The 18,203-nt window shown below is 69.7% G+C and carries 19 protein-coding genes and 1 pseudogene; 9 read left to right on the forward strand and 11 right to left on the reverse strand.

What is annotated here, in order from left to right:
- Positions 1-12: 12 nt before the first annotated feature.
- Complete coding sequence (locus tag STRNI_RS07940; RefSeq protein ID WP_277410812.1) at positions 13-840, forward strand: alpha/beta fold hydrolase; 828 nt, start codon at positions 13-15, stop codon at positions 838-840.
- A 54-nt stretch (positions 841-894) separates the two neighbouring features.
- On the opposite strand, the gene STRNI_RS07945 is transcribed toward STRNI_RS07940, so the two are convergent.
- Positions 895-1,839 (reverse strand): NAD(P)/FAD-dependent oxidoreductase, encoded by a 945-nt coding sequence (locus tag STRNI_RS07945; RefSeq protein ID WP_277410813.1) that lies wholly within the window; start codon positions 1,837-1,839, stop codon positions 895-897.
- Between the two features lie 272 nt (positions 1,840-2,111).
- Here STRNI_RS07945 and STRNI_RS07950 point away from each other — a divergent pair, with 272 nt between their 5' ends.
- From STRNI_RS07950 to STRNI_RS07960, 3 genes are all read left to right on the forward strand, one after another.
- Positions 2,112-3,716: an alpha/beta fold hydrolase gene (locus STRNI_RS07950; protein WP_277410814.1), complete on the forward strand. Its 1,605-nt coding sequence runs from the start codon at positions 2,112-2,114 to the stop codon at positions 3,714-3,716.
- Positions 3,717-3,845: 129 nt separating this feature from the next.
- Positions 3,846-4,301, forward strand: a complete 456-nt coding sequence (locus tag STRNI_RS07955) for a pyridoxamine 5'-phosphate oxidase family protein (RefSeq protein WP_277410815.1) — start codon at positions 3,846-3,848, stop codon at positions 4,299-4,301.
- Positions 4,302-4,374: 73 nt separating this feature from the next.
- Entirely contained in the window at positions 4,375-4,845 is a 471-nt protein-coding gene (locus STRNI_RS07960; RefSeq protein WP_277410816.1) for a hypothetical protein, read from the forward strand.
- Positions 4,846-4,860: 15 nt separating this feature from the next.
- On the opposite strand, the gene STRNI_RS07965 is transcribed toward STRNI_RS07960, so the two are convergent.
- The 5 genes from STRNI_RS07965 to STRNI_RS07985 form a co-directional block, all read right to left on the reverse strand.
- A complete protein-coding gene (locus tag STRNI_RS07965) occupies positions 4,861-5,727 on the reverse strand; it encodes an amino acid ABC transporter permease (protein ID WP_148591027.1) in 867 nt (288 codons plus the stop codon).
- On the reverse strand, positions 5,724-6,368 hold the full coding sequence (locus STRNI_RS07970; RefSeq protein ID WP_018090409.1) for an amino acid ABC transporter permease: 645 nt from the start codon (positions 6,366-6,368) through the stop codon (positions 5,724-5,726). Before STRNI_RS07970 ends, STRNI_RS07965 begins: the two co-directional genes overlap by 4 nt.
- A gap of 19 nt (positions 6,369-6,387) precedes the next feature.
- On the reverse strand, positions 6,388-7,317 hold the full coding sequence (locus tag STRNI_RS07975) for a glutamate ABC transporter substrate-binding protein (protein WP_277410817.1): 930 nt from the start codon (positions 7,315-7,317) through the stop codon (positions 6,388-6,390).
- A 14-nt stretch (positions 7,318-7,331) separates the two neighbouring features.
- Positions 7,332-8,075: an amino acid ABC transporter ATP-binding protein gene (locus tag STRNI_RS07980; RefSeq protein ID WP_018090407.1), complete on the reverse strand. Its 744-nt coding sequence runs from the start codon at positions 8,073-8,075 to the stop codon at positions 7,332-7,334.
- Between the two features lie 213 nt (positions 8,076-8,288).
- Positions 8,289-8,729 carry a DUF6278 family protein gene (locus tag STRNI_RS07985; RefSeq protein ID WP_109896685.1) on the reverse strand — a complete coding sequence of 147 codons (441 nt, stop codon included), beginning with the start codon at positions 8,727-8,729 and terminating at the stop codon, positions 8,289-8,291.
- A gap of 216 nt (positions 8,730-8,945) precedes the next feature.
- Here STRNI_RS07985 and STRNI_RS07990 point away from each other — a divergent pair, with 216 nt between their 5' ends.
- The gene (locus STRNI_RS07990; RefSeq protein ID WP_277410818.1) at positions 8,946-10,763 is read left to right on the forward strand and encodes an SGNH/GDSL hydrolase family protein; all 1,818 of its coding nucleotides are present in this window, start codon (positions 8,946-8,948) and stop codon (positions 10,761-10,763) included.
- A gap of 76 nt (positions 10,764-10,839) precedes the next feature.
- Here STRNI_RS07990 and STRNI_RS07995 read toward each other — a convergent pair whose 3' ends face one another.
- The 3 genes from STRNI_RS07995 to pcaDC are packed head-to-tail and all read right to left on the reverse strand — an operon-like array spanning position 10,840 to position 13,609.
- Positions 10,840-11,625 carry an exodeoxyribonuclease III gene (locus STRNI_RS07995; RefSeq protein ID WP_018090404.1) on the reverse strand — a complete coding sequence of 262 codons (786 nt, stop codon included), beginning with the start codon at positions 11,623-11,625 and terminating at the stop codon, positions 10,840-10,842.
- 38 nt (positions 11,626-11,663) lie between these two features.
- Entirely contained in the window at positions 11,664-12,305 is a 642-nt protein-coding gene (locus tag STRNI_RS08000; protein ID WP_018090403.1) for an MBL fold metallo-hydrolase, read from the reverse strand.
- Between the two features lie 20 nt (positions 12,306-12,325).
- On the reverse strand, positions 12,326-13,609 hold the full coding sequence (gene pcaDC, locus STRNI_RS08005; protein ID WP_018090402.1) for a bifunctional 3-oxoadipate enol-lactonase/4-carboxymuconolactone decarboxylase PcaDC: 1,284 nt from the start codon (positions 13,607-13,609) through the stop codon (positions 12,326-12,328).
- A 242-nt stretch (positions 13,610-13,851) separates the two neighbouring features.
- On the opposite strand from pcaDC, the pseudogene STRNI_RS41550 reads away from it, so the two are divergent.
- Positions 13,852-14,260, forward strand: a pseudogene (locus tag STRNI_RS41550) (hypothetical protein); the annotation flags it as partial.
- Positions 14,261-14,391: 131 nt separating this feature from the next.
- Here STRNI_RS41550 and STRNI_RS08015 read toward each other — a convergent pair.
- Positions 14,392-15,000 carry a hypothetical protein gene (locus tag STRNI_RS08015; protein WP_018090367.1) on the reverse strand — a complete coding sequence of 203 codons (609 nt, stop codon included), beginning with the start codon at positions 14,998-15,000 and terminating at the stop codon, positions 14,392-14,394.
- 689 nt (positions 15,001-15,689) lie between these two features.
- On the opposite strand from STRNI_RS08015, the gene STRNI_RS08020 reads away from it, so the two are divergent.
- The 3 genes from STRNI_RS08020 to STRNI_RS08030 all read left to right on the forward strand — a co-directional run bounded on the left by STRNI_RS08020 (position 15,690) and on the right by STRNI_RS08030 (position 17,304).
- Entirely contained in the window at positions 15,690-15,905 is a 216-nt protein-coding gene (locus tag STRNI_RS08020) for a hypothetical protein (RefSeq protein ID WP_159485264.1), read from the forward strand.
- Between the two features lie 122 nt (positions 15,906-16,027).
- A complete protein-coding gene (locus STRNI_RS08025; protein ID WP_277410819.1) occupies positions 16,028-16,465 on the forward strand; it encodes a MarR family winged helix-turn-helix transcriptional regulator in 438 nt (145 codons plus the stop codon).
- A complete protein-coding gene (locus STRNI_RS08030; RefSeq protein WP_277410820.1) occupies positions 16,462-17,304 on the forward strand; it encodes an alpha/beta hydrolase in 843 nt (280 codons plus the stop codon). The genes STRNI_RS08025 and STRNI_RS08030 overlap by 4 nt, the downstream gene beginning before the upstream one ends.
- Positions 17,305-17,383: 79 nt before the next feature.
- Here the strand turns inward: STRNI_RS08030 and STRNI_RS08035 are convergent.
- Positions 17,384-18,177, reverse strand: a protein-coding gene (locus STRNI_RS08035; RefSeq protein ID WP_417816439.1) for an IS5 family transposase whose coding sequence is annotated in 2 segments (ribosomal slippage) — positions 17,384-17,842 and positions 17,845-18,177 — 792 coding nt in all. Because the reading frame shifts where the segments join, the coding sequence is not laid out codon by codon here.
- Positions 18,178-18,203 lie beyond the last annotated feature (26 nt).

The raw sequence follows: 18,203 nt of genomic DNA on the forward strand, positions 1-18,203 counted from the left end.
AGGGGACGGTCCATGAGTTCGGTCTTTTGCCGAGAGATCACTGTCGGGTACGAGGACGAGGGCAGCGGTGAGCCGCTGGTGCTGGTGCACGGTCACCCCTTCGACCGCTCGATGTGGCGCCCGCAGACCGAGCACTTCAGCCGGGCCGGATGGCGGGTGATCGCCCCGGATCTCCGTGGCTACGGGGAGAGCACGGTCGTTCCCGGGACGACCCCGCTGGAGACCTTCGCCCGCGACCTCCTCGCCCTGCTCGACGGGCTCGGTATCGAGCGCTTCGTCCTCGGCGGCCTGTCCATGGGCGGCCAGATCGTCATGGAGTGCTACCGGCTCTTCCCGGAGCGGATACGGGGCCTGGTGTTCGCCGACACCTTCGCCGCGGCGGAGACCGAGGAGGGCAGGACCGCGCGCCGGGACATGGCGGCGCGACTGCTCCGCGAGGGCATGTCCGGCTATGCGCAGGAAGTGCTGGGCAAGATGGTGTCCCCGCACACCCTCACCCACCGGCCGGAGGTCGCCGCCCACGTCCTCGCCATGATGACGGCCGCGCCTCCCGAGGGTGCGGCTGCCGCGCTGCGCGGCCGTGCCGAACGCCCCGACTACACGCAGCTGCTGTCGCAGACAGCGGTACCGGCCCTGGTGGTGGTCGGCACGGAGGACGCCTACACCCCCGTGAGCGACGCCCGCGACATCCATGCGCGGGTCCCGGACGCCACACTGTCGGTCATCGAGCAGGCGGGCCATCTGCCGAATCTGGAACGGCCGGACGAGTTCAACGCCGCGCTGGCGGAGTTTCTCCACTCCCTGCCCGACAGCGCGGAACCGGCGGCGGCGAGCGGCTGACGCCGGACGGGACAGGGCGCGGGGGGCCGGCTACCTCACACGCCCGCCCACCCCTCAACGTCCTTCAACGTCCTTCAGTGCGCGTCGTAGATGCCCCGATAGTGGCCGAGCGCGGTCAGCCTCCTGGAACGGCACTTCGGCACTGTCACGGGTGGCGGACGGCTCCCAGGACAGGGGGCGGTGCGCATAGCTGCCCAGGCCGTAGCGGCGGCCGTGGCGGCGGGTGTAGACGGCATGGTCGGGGTAGCGCACGATCGGTGCGTCGATGGGGGTGTCGTCGAGCTCGGGCCGCTCGGCGGTGAAGACGTACGGATGCTGGACATCCACCATCGGCAGCCGCACCCCCACCCCGGCGGCCAGCACCGGGCCCCAGATGCCGGTGGCCAGCACGACCCGGTCGGCCCGCAGCAGTTCGCCCGTCGTGCCGGTGCGCACCCCGACGAGGCGCCCCCGGTCCGCCTCCAGCGCCTGTACGGGCGTCCGCCAGCGGAAGCGGGCACCGGCCGACTCGGCGGCGGCGACGAGGAGCCGGGTCAGGGCGGCCGGATCGGCGGCCCCGTCGGACGGGATGTGCAGCGCCCCCAGCGCCCGCTCGGCATCGACCAGTGCGGGAGCCAGCGCCACGGCCTCCGCCGCGTCGAGCACCCGCGCCTCGATGCCCAGCCCACGGCCGTGCGCGACATCCTGATGGGCCTGCGCGAGGCGCTCCTCGGTGGTGGCCACTTCGAGGCAGCCGACCTGCCAGAAGGCCGGTTCGTCCGCGGCGGCGGACAGCGCCCGGTACGTGGCCACGCTGTCCTTCGCCAGTACGGCCAGCTCCGGTGTGGCGCTGAGCTGGCCGACGAACCCCGGAGCCAGGCCCGTTGACCCGGGAAGCGCCTCCGGGCCCCGGGAGTCCAGCACGGTCACCCGCTCATGGCCGAGCCGCGTCAGGTGATACGCCACCGAAGCGCCCACCACACCGGCCCCGACGACCAGCACCTCTTCTCCCGCGGCCATACCGCTCCCCCACTCCCGATCGGTCGACGTCCGCGACGACGCTCTCGCCCCGGATCGTAAGCAGCCGGCCGGCCGGGCGGCCGCTCCGGGGCACCCCCTACCCCGCCCCCGACTCCCCCTGAACACACGGGCGTTACCCACCCGTAACCTACCGACGGGTTACCAGAGGTAAGGAGCGGACCTTACTCTCCAGTCACATTCGGGTCCGCCGCGCGCCCCACCTGTCCTCGGACAGCGTGCGGCGGCCCGCGTCCTGAGATCTGGAGCAGAAGATGACGCCCTCCCGTACGACGCCGCGCGTCGCGATCGGCACCGTCTCCGCGGCCGTCCTCGCCGCCACGGTCCTCACCGGCGCACCGGCCACCGCCCAGGCGGCAACACCGGAATCCGCCCCCGCGGCGGCGACTTCGGGCGGCTCCGCCTCCCTGCGATTCGTCGACATCGAGGGCGACGGCGGCATCACGCTCAAGGCCAACGTCTTCACCCCGGCCGGCGCCGACGACACCCGGCGCCACCCCGTCATCGTGCTGCCCACGAGCTGGTCGATGCCGCAGGTCGAGTACCTGGCGCAGGCCAGGAAACTCGCCGAGGCGGGCTATGTGGTCGTCGGATACAACTCCCGCGGGTTCTGGCAGTCCGGCGGCGAGATCGAGACGGCCGGCCCGAAGGACATCGCCGACGCCTCGAAGGTCATCGACTGGGCGCTGGCCCACACCCCGGCCGACCCGCAGAAGGTCGGCATGGCCGGGGTCTCCTACGGCGCCGGGATCAGCCTGCTGGCGTCGGCGTTCGACAAGCGGATCAAGGCAGTCGCGGCACTCAGCGGCTGGGGCGACCTCATCAGCTCGATCTACAGCGGCCGGACACAGCACAAGCAGGCGGCCGCGATGCTCGGCGGCACCGGCGAGCTGACGGGACGCCCCAGCGCCGAACTCCGCACGATCCTCAAGGACTTCCTCGCCTCCGACCTCTCCAAGGAAGAGGACATGATCGAGTGGGGGAGGAAGCGCTCCCCCAGCACCTACCTCGACAAGATCAACGCCAATGGCGCCGCGATCATGCTGGGCAACGCCTGGGGCGACTCCCTCTTCCCGCCCAATGAGTACGCCGACTTCTACGAGAAGCTGAAGGGCCCCAAGCGGCTGGAGTTCCGCCCGGGTGACCATGCCACGGCCGAGGGGCTCGGACTCTTCGGGCTGCCCAACGACACCTGGACCAACACCAAGCGGTGGTTCGACCACTACCTCCAGGGCGCGGACAACGGCATCGACCACGAGTCGCCGGTGCTGCTCAAGTCCCGTTCCACCGGCGCGTACGAGGGCTACAAGAGCTGGAAGGACGTGCCGTCCGCGCACCGGAAGATCGAGCTGGCCGACAGCAAGCGGATCCACACCAACTGGGACTCCGGCGCCAACGGCGGCCTGATCTTCCTCTCCAGCATGATGGACCAGTTCTTCCGGCTGCCGCCGATGGCCTCGATCCCGCTGCTGCCGCGCCCCCTCGCCGGCGTCTGGCAGTCCGAACGCTACGAGACCGGCCAGCGGGTGCGGGGAACCACCCGGCTGCACACCACCGTGACCAGCACCGCGGAGAGCGGCACCGCCATCGCCTACCTCTACGACGTGGGCCCGCTCGGCATCGGCAAGCTGGTCACCCATGCGCCGTACACCTTCCACGGCAAGACCCCGAACCAGCCCTTCGGCGTGGACCTGGAGCTGTTCTCCACGGCCTACGACGTACCGGCCGGCCACCGTCTCGCCGTGGTCGTGGACACCGTCGACCCGCTGTACATCGAGCACAACCCGTCCGGCGCCCGGCTGACGTTCTCCTCCCCGGCGAACGATCCGTCGTATGTGTCGGTGCCGGTGCGCGACTAGGGATTCTCCGCCGTGACGGGGTAATCCGGCGGGCCGGGGCAAACCGGTGGGCCGGGGCCCGGTCGTACGACCCGGGACCTACCGCCCCGGCCCGAGGCGGCGCAGGCGCATGATCGATAGCCTCCCGCCATGACGGGTTACCCACCGGCGCGCGAGGCCGGTCAGCGGAAGCGGGATGCGCTCAGGCGGCTGGAGACGGACGAGGATGCGTGGGTGTCATCGGCGTCCGGTGAGGGCCCGCCCCGCCTCGTGCCGCTGTCCTTCGTCTGGCACGACGAGCGGCTGTGGATGGCCACCAAGGCGAAGAATCCGACGGTCCGCAACCTCCGGGCGCAGGAGGAGTGCTGGGTCGCCCTGGGACCCACCCGCGATGTGGTCCTCATCGAGAGCACAGCGGAGGTGATCGCCTCGGACGGCCTGCCGGACGACACCGGGGACGCCTTCGTCAAGAAGCTGGGCTGGGATCCTCGGGGTCGCGACACCTGGGTGTTCCTCGCGTTCCGGCCACGCCGGATGCTGGTGTGGCGCGAGGAGAACGAGCTGGCGGAGCGGGAGTTGATGCGGGACGGGGTCTGGCGGGTGTGAGGGGCGGAGGAGCCGGGCCGGCCGGGCCCCTCCGCCGCGTATGGACAGTGCCCCATGAGGAATGATCACGGGCATGGGGAAATCCGATCCGAACCGGCACCCGCACCTGCCCACGACCGAGTCCGCCGTCTCCGCCATCCGTGACCTCGCGGACGAGTACCGGCTCGACCTGACCGTCACGGATGACATCGGCGCGGACCGGACCTCCCGCCGCACCTCCGCCGGGCTGTTCACCGTCCTGGACCCGGACGGCTCGCTGCCGCACGAGGCCTTTGTGGAGCTGGGCGGAGCGCCCGCGGTCAGCGTCCAGCTGTTCCCGGAGGACGATGCGAAGATCACCGTGGACGGGGTGGAGTTCGCCGATGTCCCACGGGATGCGGTACCGGCGTTTCTGCGGTCGGTGTACGGCGGTCTCGCCCACGTCAAGGGGCGGCTCTTCCCGCCGGGCGAGTGGCTGGTCGTGCCGCTGCCCGGCGATGAGACCTACAAGGAACTGATCTTCCGCGGCGCTCTCACGCCCTGGCTCGCGCGTATCGCCCGCTGAACCGGGGGCCCGGCCTCAGGCCGGCGGCTTCGGGCGGCCCCCCGGCAGCAAGGTGCCCGGTTCGGGGGCGGCCACCTCGACGGCCTCGACCTTGGGGTTGCGCTTCTGCCGCTTGGAGACCCAGTTGGCCAGCCAGGACAGCAGCATGCACATCCCGATGTAGATCGGCGAGATGATCATGACGACGGGGATGAACGGCAGGTCGTAGTCGAGGTTGGACGCGATGAGCTTGCCGGCGTGCAGGAACTCCTCGTAGGTGATGAGGAAGCCGAGCGAGGTGTCCTTCAGGGCGACCACCAGCTGGCTGATGATGGCCGGGAGCATCGCCCGGACCGCCTGCGGCACCAGGACATGCGTCATGACCTGGGTCTTGCGCATGCCCAGTGCGTAGGAGGCCTCCCGCTGACCGCGGTCGACGGAGTTGACGCCGGTACGGAAGACCTCGGCGAGCACCGAGCCGTTGTAGAGGGTCAGTCCGGCGACCAGGGCGGGCAGCGGCTCCACCTTCAGCGCGACATAGATGAAGAAGATCATGACCAGGACGGGCATGGCCCGGAAGAACTCCACCAGGAGGGTGCACACCCAGCGGGCGATCCGGTGCTCGGAGAGCCGGCCGGTCGCGAGCACCGCGCCCAGCGCCAGCGACAGCACCGCGGCGAAGGCGAAGGCCTTCAGGGTGTTGCCCAGGCCCCGGAGCAGAAGGTCCTGAATTCCCGTGTAGGTGAAGGGAGTCCACTTCGCGGCGACGAACTGGCCGGTGGCGAAGAGGAGATAGACGATCCAGGCGATCAGCGCGAGGATCACCACCGTCCCGCCGAGGCCGTAGAGCCGGTGCCGCTGCCGGGTCCGCGGGCCGGGGACGTCGTAGAGAGCGGTGGTCATCGGGCGACTCCGAAGCGCTTCTCCAGCACGTTGAAGATCGCGCTGATGGTCAGGGTCACGAGCAGATAGCCGACGGCGATCCAGACGAAGGTCCAGATGATGCTGTAACCCATCTCGTTGAGCGGCTTGTAGACCCCGAGCAGCTCGACGACGCTGAAGGCGCCGGCGATCGCGGAGTTCTTGGCGAGCGCGATCAGCGTGGAGCCGATGGGCGGGATGACGGACCGGAAGGCCTGGGGAAGGACGATGTCACCGAGGGTCTGCGGGAAGGTCATGCCCAGACTGCGGGCCGCCTCGCCCTGCCCGACCGGCACGGTGTTGATGCCGGAGCGCACCGCCTCGCAGATGAAGGCGGAGGTGTAGCAGCCCAGCGCGAGGATCGCGAACAGCTTGAAGGGCAGGACGAGGCCGAACCGCGGCAGCCCCAGCACCACGGCGAAGAACAGCAGCGTCAGCGGCGTATTGCGCAGCACCGTCACCCAGGCCGTGCCGAAGGCCCGCAGCGAGCCGACCGGCGCGACCCGGAACGCGGCCATCAGGAAGCCGAGGGCGAGGGCGAGCAGGGAGGCGTAGACGGTGAGTTCGACGGTGCCCAGCAGGCCCTCCCCGTAGAGGGAGAGGTTGTCCAGGAGAACGTTCATCGGTCAGTTCCTTGCCGGCTCAGGTCGCCGGGTAGCGGTCGATCGGGGGCGGCTTGGGGGCGGGCACCCCGGACAGGCCGAGGGTCGCGTCGTACGCCTTCTGCCAGAGGCCGTTCTTCTCAGCCGCGGCGAGGGCGTCGTCCAGCGCGAACCGCAGCGCGTTGTCGCCGCGGGGGACGCCGATGCCGTACGGCTCCTCGGAGAACGGTTTCCCGACCACCTTCAGCTCGTCGGGCACCTTGGCGGCGTAGCCCAGCAGGATCGCGTCGTCGGTGGTGACCGCGTCGACCTGGTAGGTGAGCAGGTTGTCGACGCACACCGAGTAGGTGTCGTAAGCGACCAGGTTCGCCTTGGGGTACTCGGCCTGGATGCGCTGGTACGGCGTCGAGCCGGCCGCCGAGCAGACCCGTTTGCCGGCGAGATCCTGCGGTCCCTTGATGTCGTTCTCGTCGGTGCGCACCAGCAGCGACTGGCCGGCCATGTAGTAGGGGCCGGCGAAACCCACCAGCTTCTTGCGCTTGTCGTTGATGGTGTACGTGCCGACGTAGAGGTCGATCTGGCCGTTCTGCAGGGCGGTCTCGCGGTTGGCGGAGGCGATCGTCTTGAACTCGATGGTGCTGGGCGGGAAGCCGAGGGCCGCGGACATCATCTTGGCGATCTCGATGTCGAAACCGGCGTAGAGGCCGGAGGCCGGGTCCTTCTCTCCGAGGTAGGGCTGGTCCTCCTTGACGCCGATGACGAGATGGCCGCGGCTCTTGGCCTTCATCCAGGTCGGGGACTCGGGCAGGGAGAAGTTCTTGGCGACCGGGTACTGGGGAAGTTCGCTGCCGGTGGGGCCCTTGACCGGCGGGCTGCCGGCCCGGCCACAGCCGGCGAGGGCCAGCGCGAGCACGGCGAGCGCGAGCGCCACGAGGGCGCGGCGCAGGGGCGAGGAGTTACTGTGCGGCATCGCGACGCCCCCGTTCAGTGCTTGAGGATCTTGGAGAGGAAGTCCTTCGCCCGTTCGCTGCGCGGCGCGGTGAAGAACTCCTCGGGGGTGCGGTCCTCGACGATGCAGCCGTCGTCCATGAACACCACACGGTTGGCGGCGGAGCGGGCGAAGCCCATCTCATGGGTGACGACGACCATCGTCATACCGTCCCGGGCGAGCTGCCGCATGACTTCCAGCACCTCGTTGATCATCTCCGGGTCGAGGGCGGAGGTCGGCTCGTCGAAGAGCAGCGCCTTGGGGTCCATGGCGAGGGCGCGGGCGATGGCGACGCGCTGCTGCTGGCCGCCGGAGAGCTGCGCGGGGTATTTGTCGGCCTGGGAGGCGAGCCCGACCCGGTCGAGGAGTTCACGGGCCTGCCGGGCGGCGTCGTCCTTCTTCTTCTTCCGGACCTTGATCGGCGCCAGCATCACATTGGCCAGCACGGTCTTGTGGGCGAAGAGGTTGAACGACTGGAAGACCATGCCGACTTCGGCACGCAACTGGGCGAGCGCCCGGCCCTCTTCGGGCAGCGGTCTGCCGTCCAGCTTGATGCTGCCGGACTCGACGGTTTCCAGGCGGTTGATGGCCCGGCACAGTGTGGACTTCCCGGACCCGGAGGGCCCGATGACCACGACCACCTCCCCGCGGCCGACGGTGAGGTCGATGTCCCGGAGGACATGGAGTTTTCCGTAGTGCTTGTTGACCCCGCGCAGTTCAATCAGCGCATCACCGGCCATATGCAGACCTGCCCACTCTCATCCGTACAGCGGAGAGCCCGCAACCTACCGGGGCACATGGGGCACTTCTCCACTGACACGCACGTATGCGCGGAGATGGGCGGATAAATCAGGGTTACCGATGAACGTCCCGCGGACCCGGTACGGGACTGCCACCCGGCCCTCTGACGCCGGTCTCAGGCCTCGGAACCGGTCTCAGGCCCGGAACCGGTCTCAGGCCTCGGAGACCTCGGCGCAGACCTGGGACAGTTCGGGCACCCCGGTGTCGGCCCATTCATGGCCCGCCGCCACCACATCGATCTCCCGCCCGGACGCCAGCCGGACCACCGGCTGTCCGTCCGGCCAGACATGCCAGACGGCGCCGCGCACCGTGCGGACCAGCACCGTGCCGAGGTAGAGGCCGGCGTCGTTGCCGAGCCAGGGCAGCACCTCCGGATCGTCCCGCCACACGGGCTGGAGCTGGTCCAGCAGCTCCAACGAGCGTACGGAGTCGTCCAGTTCCACACCCGCCGTGGCGGCCTGGGCCCGGAGCAGCTCGCACTCGGACAGCAGCTCGACGACGCTCTCGGGATCGGCCCGCACCGACTCCGCGAGCGGCACGGACCGGTGCGCCTGATGACGCTTGCGCCACTTGTCCAGGAAAGACATGTTCATGGTGTGCAGGGTCCCACCCGGCCTGCGGACCCGGCCACAGGCGCGCGGCGCCATCGTGCCCCGTTCGTCACCTTGACGCTCCCTCATCGTCTCCCTAACTTCATGGCGCTCGGATCGGATCTGCTGGATCCGCAGAAGCCCCCTGTCCTTCGCGGGACCGGCCTGGATCGCAGCGCACCACCTGCCCGTTGACGCCACCCGGAGGGATACGGACCGATGCGTGTACGACGATGGGGCACCGCCCTGACACTGCTGCTCACCACGACCGCGCTGCCGGCCACCGGCCCCGGCACGGCCACGGCCGCACCGGCCGGCCCGGCACAGTCCCCGCACCGCCCGCTGCCCTTGGCCCGGCACTTCGACAACCGGGCGGTCAGTGACAACTCCGCACCCGGCGCGGCCGACTTCGACGGTGCGGGCCGGTCGCTGTCCGCCCAGGACCTGGCGGCGGCCGGCTGGTCGCCGGGGAGCGTCCTGACGCTCGACGGTACGCGGCTCGGCCTGCCGCGTACGGCGCCCGGCGCGCCGGACAACGTGGTGGCGGACGGCCAGGCGGTGGCGGTCCACGGCCGGGGCGAGGCGCTCACCTTCCTGGTCGCCGGGACGGGCGGCACGGCCGCCGGCACCGGGACCGTGCACTACCGGGACGGCTCGCGCAGCAGCTATGAACTCACCGCGCCCGACTGGCGGTCGGGGCCGCTGAGCACCAAGGCCGTGGCGCTGCCGCACCTCAACACTCCGGGCGGGCCGTCGGACGAGTCGGCGCGGCTGTACGCGGTGACCGTACCGCTGCCGGCCGGGCGGGAGGTGGCCTCGGTGGTGCTGCCCACGGCGGACGGGGCGGCGGGCGCGCTCCATGTCTTCGCGGTGGCGGTACGTGACTCCGGGCGCAGGACCGGGAGTTGGGCGGCGAGCACCGCGGGCTACCGGGCGGTCGGGCCCTGGACGGACCGTACGCTGCGGCTGGTCGTGCACAGCGGTGCCGGCGGACCACGGGCCCGCATACGGCTCGCCAACACCTTCGCGGCCACGCCGGTGGACATCGGGGCGGCCAGCATCGCGGTACGCGGCGCGGGGGCGGCGGCGGACCGCGCGCCGGTGCCGCTGACCTTCGGGCGGGGGCACACCGGGACCCGTATCGCGGCCGGGGCCGAGGCGTTCAGCGATCCCGTGGACTTCACCGTTCCGGCCGGCGCCGATCTGCTGGTGAGCATCCATCTGCCGGGGACGGTGACCGCGGCGCCGGTGCACCAGGAGGCGGCCCAGCTGTCGTATCTGAGCGCGGCGGGCAGCGGGGACCGCACCGCGGACGCCGGGGGCACGGCCTACCCGGAGACGCTGACCGTCTGGCCGTTCCTGACGGGGGTCGAGGTCGAGGGCGGCCCCGGCTCGATCGTGGCGCTGGGCGATTCGATCACCGACGGGGTGAAGTCGACCAGCGGCACCAACCGGCGCTGGCCCGACGTCCTGGCCCGCCGCTTCCAGTCACAGCAGGCGCTGCCCCGCTACGGCGTGCTCAACCACGGCATCTCGGCGAACCGCATCGTCACCGACCGCTATCAGGGCGACGGGGTCAGCACCGACACCGGCGGGGTCAGTGCCCAGCACCGGCTGGAGCGGGATGTGCTGGCGCAGACCTCGGCGCGGACGGTGGTGGTGTTCGAGGGCATCAACGATGTGCGCTGGGGAACGTCGTCCGACGAGGTCATCGCCGGTCTGCGGGCTCTCGCGCGGCGGGCGCACGAGCGGGGGCTGCGGGTCGTGGTGGCGACCATCGCACCCTGTGAGGGCTACCACGACTGCACCCCGGCCGTGGAGGCCCGCCGGCAGGCCGTCAACGCCTTCGTCCGCGCCAACGCCGGCGCGGTCTTCGACGCGACCCTGGACTTCGACGCCGTGATCCGCGATCCGCAGCGGCCCCAGCGGATGCTGCCCGCCTACGACAGCGGCGACCATCTCCACCCCGGCGACGCGGGCCTCAAGGCGCTGGGTGAATCCGTGGACCTCCGGAAGCTGCTGCCTGGGAGGCACTGACGCGGCGGGGCCCGTCGCACGGACGGCGGCGGCAGGCCCCTGGGGGCGCTCCCCGGGGGCCTGCCCTCCACCTCACTCAGCCCTGGACGTCGAGGTCCACCACGACCGGGGCGTGGTCCGAGGCGCCCTTGCCCTTGCGCTCCTCGCGGTCCACATAGGCGTCCGAGACGGCCTTGGCGAACGGCTCGTTGCCGTAGACCAGGTCGATGCGCATACCGCGGTTCTTGGGGAAGGCGAGCTGGCGGTAGTCCCAGTAGGTGTACGGCCGGTCGTACTTGAGGGGGCGCGGGACGACGTCCGACAGGCCCGCCTCGCGCAGGGCCGTCAGGGCTGCCCGCTCGGCGGGGGTGACATGGGTGGCGCCCTCGAACACGGCCGGGTCCCAGACGTCCTCGTCGGTCGGTGCGACGTTGTAGTCGCCGAGGACCGCGAACGGGCGGGGGCCCGCCGCGTCCTCGGCGACCGCCGTCTTCAGCGCCTCGAACCAGCCGAGCTTGTAGGCGTAATGCGCATGGCCGACCTCGCGGCCATTGGGGACGTACACCGACCACACACGGGCCGGGCCGCAGGTCGCCGAGACGGCCCGCGGTTCCTGCGCCCCTTCGTAGTCCGGGCCGCCGGGGAGGCCCATGACGACGTCCTCGAGCCCCACCTTGGACAACAGGGCGACACCGTTCCACCGGCCGTTGGCGTTGACCGCGGCCTCATAGCCGAGCTCGCGCAGCTCGTCGTGCGGGAACTGCTCGGCGGTGCACTTGGTCTCCTGGAGGCATAGCACGTCCGTGCCGGTGCTCTCCAGCCAGGCCAGCAGCCTCGGGAGGCGGGCGGTGATCGAATTGACGTTCCAGGTCGCGATGCGCATGTCTGTAAACCTACAGCGAGGGACTGACAGTCAGGCCGTCAGCCGAGAGCGGCACGGGCGCCGGGGGCGAGCCGGCCGTGATCGGTGCCGCCCAGCTTGTCGATCATGGAGTCATAGATCGGGCGGGCGTGGTCCTGGAGCAGGCTGTCGTGGATGTCGATGGCCCGTTGGGGCGCGACCTCGCGGACGTAATCGATGATCTCGGCGACCTTGTTCCAGGGGGCGTGGACGGGCAGCAGGAGGGTGTCGACCGAACGGCCCTCCGGGACGGTCAGGGCGTCGCCCGGGTGGAAGACCGCACCGCCGTCGATGAGGTAGCCGACGTTGGTGATGCGCGGGATGTCGGGGTGGATGACGGCGTGCAGCTGGCCGTGTACCTCCACCTCGAACCCGGCGGCGGTGAAGGTGTCCCCCTCGCCGACCGTGTGCACCCTGCCGGGGAACGCGGCCGACAGCTGCTCGGCGACACTGGCCAGCGTCCAGATCTCGGCTGCCGGGTTGGCCTCCATGCCCGCCCGCAGCCGCTCCTCGTTGAAGTGGTCCATGTGCTCATGGGTGACCAGGATCGCGTCCGCACCGACGGCCGCGTCCGCTTCGCTGAAGACACCGGGGTCGATGACGAGTGCCCGCCCGTCCTTCTCCAGCCGGACACAGGCGTGCGTCTTCTTGGTGAGTTCCATGGGGCCATCTTGCCCCGCGCTCACGCCTCCGGCGTGGTCTCCTCCCGTATCACCCGCTGGGCGACGGCGAATGCGGAGTTCGCGGCCGGGACACCGCAGTAGATGGCGGTGTGCAGGAGTACTTCCTTGATCTCCGTGGGGGTGAGGCCGTTGCGCAGGGCCGCGCGGGTGTGCAGGACCAGCTCGTCGTGGTGGCCGCGGGCGACCAGCGCGGTGAGCGTGATGATGCTGCGGGTACGGCGGTCCAGGCCCGGCCGGGTCCAGGTCTCGCCCCAGGCGTAGCGGGTGATGAAGTCGTGGAAGTCGCCGGTGAAGTCGTCGGCGGCGGCCTCGACCCGGTCGACATGGGCGTCGCCGAGCACCTCACGGCGGACCTTGATGCCCGCTTCGTAGGTGGCCCCGCGGACCTGCTCCGGCTGTGCGTGGCCGGACTCTATGGCGGCGGGCGGCGCCTGCGGGGGCACCGGGGGCGCGATCTGCGGCTTGGGGGCGGCGGCACCGATGGCGGTCTGGCCACCGGGGCCCGGCTTGTCGTGCCAGGCGGTGCTGAAGTGCCGGATGAGCAGTTCGGTGACGGCCGAGGGCTGCTCGACGGGGGCCAGGTGGGAGGTGCCGGGCACCAGCGCCAGGCTCGCGTCGGGTATGCCGGCGACGAGGGTGCGGGCGTCGGTGGTCGGGGTGACCTGGTCCTCGGAACCGACGACAACGAGCGTGGGGACGCCGACCCGGCCGAGGGAGGACCGCACGTCGAAGGAGGCCAGCGCCTCACAGGCGGCGATGTAGCAGCCGGGGTCGGTGGTCCGCACCATCTGGACGGCCCATTCCACGATCGCGGGCTGGGCGCCGGCGAAGCCCTGGGTGAACCAGTGCTCGGGCGCGGTGCGGGCGATCGGGTCGAGCCCGTTCGTGCGGATGACCACACCACGCTGGCGCCAGGCGTCAGCGGTGCCGTAACGCGGTGAGGTGGACACCAGGGCCAGCGAGGTGACCTGGTGGGGGCGGGTGAGCGCCAACTGGACGCCGATGGCGCCACCGATGTTGCAGCCGGCGTAGCCGAAGCGGTCCACACCCAGTGCGTCGAGGGTGGCGATCAGCCGGTCGGCCAGTTCGGCGACGGAGGACGCCGCGTGCGCGGGCGAACCGCCATGGCCGGGCAGGTCGAAGCGGATGACCCGCCAGTGGCGGGTCAGCTCGGGGATCTGCCGGTCCCACATGTGCCAGGTGGTCCCCAGAGCGGCGCCCAGGACGAGTACGGGGGCATCGTCGGGGCCGTCGATCCGGTGCTGCAGGGTCTTCTCACTCACCCGGCCACGCTACCGACTCTCTGACAAGATCCTGACACCCGGGTCAGGAACAGCCCTCGGATCGCGGCCGCCGACCACGCCCGAAGCGGGGGTACACGCAGGTCAGAGCCTCATCGTGGAGACTGTGTGGACGATCGCGCGCCCCGGCTCGTCATAACTCACCGTGATTTGCTGATACGGATGCGGTGCCTTGCTCGTGCTCAGGACCGGGGTTTTCTGGCCTGGAGAAGCGGCGTTGCGGGGTGGGCGCGGACAGCTCACTCACGCCTTGCGCGCTCTCAAATCTCACCAACCTCGCCTGGCTCGGCGGAAACGCCGCAGCCCTCCTCACCGACTCCGGCACACCGGCTCCCTACCAGCCGACCGGAGCCCTACTGCACCCCGAACAGCTGTGGCCCGGCCTTCGACCACACCGCTCTGCTGATGGGCACCCGCATCACCCCCATCGCTGTGCTGCTCGCCCTCGCCTCCGCCGGAGCCTGGTGGTGGACGCGGCGCAAGAGCGCCTCCGGCGGAAGGAAGAAGCCCCTCCGGGGTCTGGCGCGCAAGAGGGACATCGAGCCCCTGCTCGCCAAGGCGATGACGGCCAAGGCCCAGTCCCTGCGCCCGAGCCTGAAGGACGCCAAACACATCGCTCCCCGCGAGACCGGCGATCACGGACCGCTCTCCGCTCCCCATCTTCCCCAGACAGTTCAAAGACCAAGGAAGTGGGGCGAGGAGCAGCCCCGGCCGTTTTCAAAGGTCCCCATCATCTCAGGCCGAGACCGAGAGGTAACGCCGCCTCAGATGGTCGGGGTGTCGTCAACGACCGGCCTGTGAATCTCAACGACCGGCTTCCACCCCGCGGAGAACTCGATGAAGTCCGCACGGGTGGGGTAGGTGTCGACCGCGCGACGGTCACGCTTGGGGCTGTCGCTCCCCTTGCGCCCCCGGGGAATCTGCTCCTCGAAGATGTCGACCTTCACGTCGGGAACCTCCTTGAGGCCCTGGCGCCAGATCTGCACGACGTCGGCGCCGAAGGCTTGCCGGGCTGCAGCGTAAAGGGCCGTGAGGGCCCCCTTGTCCCCACTAGGGACGAAAAGTGCCAGGTCCAGCACGACACCGGCGGACTGGAGGACCTCGATGGTCACCGAGCCGTTCTCGTCGGCCAAGTAGATTCCGGCTTCATTCTCGTCGTCGGGAAGGCAGGAGACCTCTTCCTGGAATACGGTTCTCGCCGTGACCGAGCCGCCCTCGAAACCCTCACCGGACTTGGTCAGAAAAGCAGGGACATAGCAGTCGGGAAGCTTGAGTTCTGCCGTGTCGGCGGAAATGAAGATCCTGTCTTTCACGCCGAGCTTCGCCACCTCTTCCAGCGAGAGGCGGCGAGCGGCGATCTTCTCCGTGTTCACGATTTCCCTTTCAGGTTGCATTGTCCCTCGAACAAGGACGCTACCACGAAACCCTGAGGTCAACTGCCCAGCAATCTTTGGGTAAATGGCCTTCGATGACCTGCACGGGAGGATACCGAAGCGAGTGCCACTCGGCCGGGAACACGCATCCGCCAGGTTGTGGCCCTCGCCGTGCTGTTGGGGATCAACTGGCGGCTGCATTTCGGTGCGTTGGGTAGTGCGGAGGAACCAAAAGAGAGCTTACGGTAAATATCACCCATATCACCTTCGGGAGGTGGCGGCGCGGTAAGGCGATCCATTCGTCGTGCATCTCGAAGAGTGCAGCGGAAACCAACCGGATGGTCCGACAACGCAACAACGGAGACCCCCATCGGCAACATCTGGATGAAGCGCCAACCGGAAGTCGCGTACTACCGCGCCCTCTTCGTTCAGGACTCGGCGTAGTCGACTGACGCCCGCTTGCTGACGTCTCGTCATGTTGAGCAGGGTTCGGTACACAGCAGGCACGGACGTCCGCGATCACGGGCGCGCCGGTGGGGAAGCTGGTCCGTCCCCGTGCTCTCGCCGACACCCACAGAGGCCGCGGAGCCCACCACGGGGCACCAGCACCCTGCATGGCGTCTTTTTGCTCTTGCCTCCGTGAGGCGTGGGCGGCACCGCGTGTGGCTCGCATCGGAGGGAGCGAACGCATGAGCAATCAGCGAAGGCTCGAAGGGCGCAGTGAACTGCTTGTGGCGGTCGAGGTGCTCTCCGGCGTCCACGATCGCAACGACGCAAGCATGTCCGACCCACCACCGGACGCCACAGGCGACACCCAGCCCGACGGTGACGGCCTGAACCACCCCGCCGGTTACACGTCGTTTCTCTTGGCTCCTGGCGTTCCAGTGAGTGGTGCCGCCGACTGAGGTGCAGCGGGGGCGGGCGTTGCGGGCCGGCGAGGACGCGGTCCTCTCGGCGCTCATCGGGATGCCGCTTGAGGTATACCAAACTAACTTGCAACGCTAATTTAGCGTCCTAAGTTGCCCATGTGGAGCGCAATCTGAGTTTCAACCTGCACGTCCTCACCGCCCGCCTCGACCGGGCAGCCAACCGAACCCTGCAGGCCGAGCACAACGTGTCCTACAGCCGCTTCCTGGCGCTAACTCTGGTGCGGGAGCTGGGAACCCCGACGCAGCGAGCCCTCGCCGACTGCCTCGGGGTGACCGAGCCGTCGGTGAGCCGCATGACCGCGGCCCTTGCCGCGGAGGGACTTCTCGACGCGCAGCCCGATCCGGCCGGCGGACGCCGCCGCCGGCTGAGCCTCACGGAAAAGGGGGTGCGGCTGGTGACCTCGGCCCAACAAGGGTTCGAGGAGCGGCTGGCTGCTCTCGTCGCACGCAGCGGCGTGCCGTACGACGAGTACGCCGAACACACCGCACGCCTCCTGGCGGCCTTTGAGGACCTGGAGAGAGGGGGAACCAAGTGAGCCAGAACTTCCAGACCCCACTGGCCTGCCAGCGCACGGCATTGTCGGCCGATGGGACGCCGATCAGCTATCGGACGATGGGCGACGGCCCGCACCTCATCCTGCTCGGCGGGGCTCTGCGAACCTCTGACGATTACCTGCCGTTGGCCTCAGTGCTGGCCACCTCGTTCCGGGTGCACCTCGTCGAGCGGCGAGGACGCGGTGCAAGCGGTCCTCAGGGCCCCCACTACACCCTGCGCAAGGAGGTGGAGGACCTTCTCGCCGTCCAGTCTGAGACGGGGGCGCGGCTGGCCTTCGGCCACAGCTATGGCGGGCTTGTCATCCTTGAGACCGCGCGGTCATACCCGGTGTTCGACCGCACTGCGGTCTATGAGCCTGGAGTGCCCGCAGCTCCTGTTCCCACCGGCTGGATGGGCCCATACCGGGAACGACTGACCGCAGGCGACTCCTACGGTGCTTTCGTTCACTTCATCCGAGGAGCGGGCGGCGCTCCGCCGATTTTGGCCAAGCTGCCGTACTGGTATCTGCGCTATGCCTTGCGCATTGGCTTCCGTGGGCCGAGCTGGCAGCGCATGCGGCCTCTTCTGGCAGCCAATCTGGCCGAGCACGAGCAGGTAGCCGCCCAACAGGGCAAACTTGCCGGATTCGGGGCTGTTACCGCCTCGGTGCTGCTCCTTTGCGGGAGCCGCAGCCAACTGGCGAGCAAGACGCAATTCGGCGCACTCCGCGAGATACTCCCCACAGCCGTCCAAGAGACCCTGAACGGTCTCAACCACTTCGGGCCGGAGGGGAAGACAGCAGCAGTTGTGGCGGAACGGGCTCGGGCATTTCTCCTCTGACGTCACAGCCCGCACGGCTTGCAGGAGCAGACTGGGCAGCAATGCAACAGGCATCTCGGGCATTCCTTACGACGTTGCCCTAGTTGGTGAGTCGGCGGAAAGCGATGAGGGCCGAGGCCATGCCGACGAAGGCAAGGAAGTGTTGCGCCTTGCGCTCGTAGCGGCGGTGCAGGCGGCGGCATCCGGCGAGCCAGGAGACCGTCCTTTCGACGACCCAGCGGTGGCGGCCCAGCCTGGTGGAGGACTCGATGCCCTTGCGGGCGATGCGGTGACGGATGCCTTTCTTACGGAGCCATCGGCGCAGGTGGTCGTAGTCGTAGCCCTTGTCGGCATGGAGCTTGGCTGGACGCCGGCGGCGCGGTCCGCAGCGGGAGCGGATGGGCGGGATCCCGCCCACGAGTGGTTCCAGTCCGAGGCTGTCGTGCATGTTGCCGCCGGAGATGCCCAGGGACAGGGGCAGCCCGTTGCGGTCCGTGATCAGGTGGATTTTCGATCCGCTCTTGCCTCGATCGGTCGGATTCGGTCCGGTCAGTGGCCCCCTTTTGCCGCCCTGACGCTGACGGAGTCAATCGCACACCGCGACCAGTCCAACGCTCCGCGGGCGCCGAGCTCGTCGAGGATGACGCGGTGCAGCCTGGCCCACACCCGGTCCCGGCTCCACTGGGCGAAGCGCCGGTAGACGGTGGGCCAGGCCGGCCCGAACACCGGCGGCAGTTGCCGCCACGTGCAGCCCGAGGTGGCCACGAAGATGATCGCTGCCAGACAGGCGCGGTCACCGGCCCGTCGGCGGCCGCCGCCTTGCGGGCGTATGACCTCCGTCGGCGGAACCACCCGCCGGAACAGCACCCACAACTCGTCCGGCACCACGCTCAACCAGATCCGTCATGCACGGCTCAACG

Source organism: Streptomyces nigrescens (genome assembly GCF_027626975.1).
Classification (GTDB): Bacteria; Actinomycetota; Actinomycetes; order Streptomycetales; family Streptomycetaceae; genus Streptomyces; species Streptomyces nigrescens.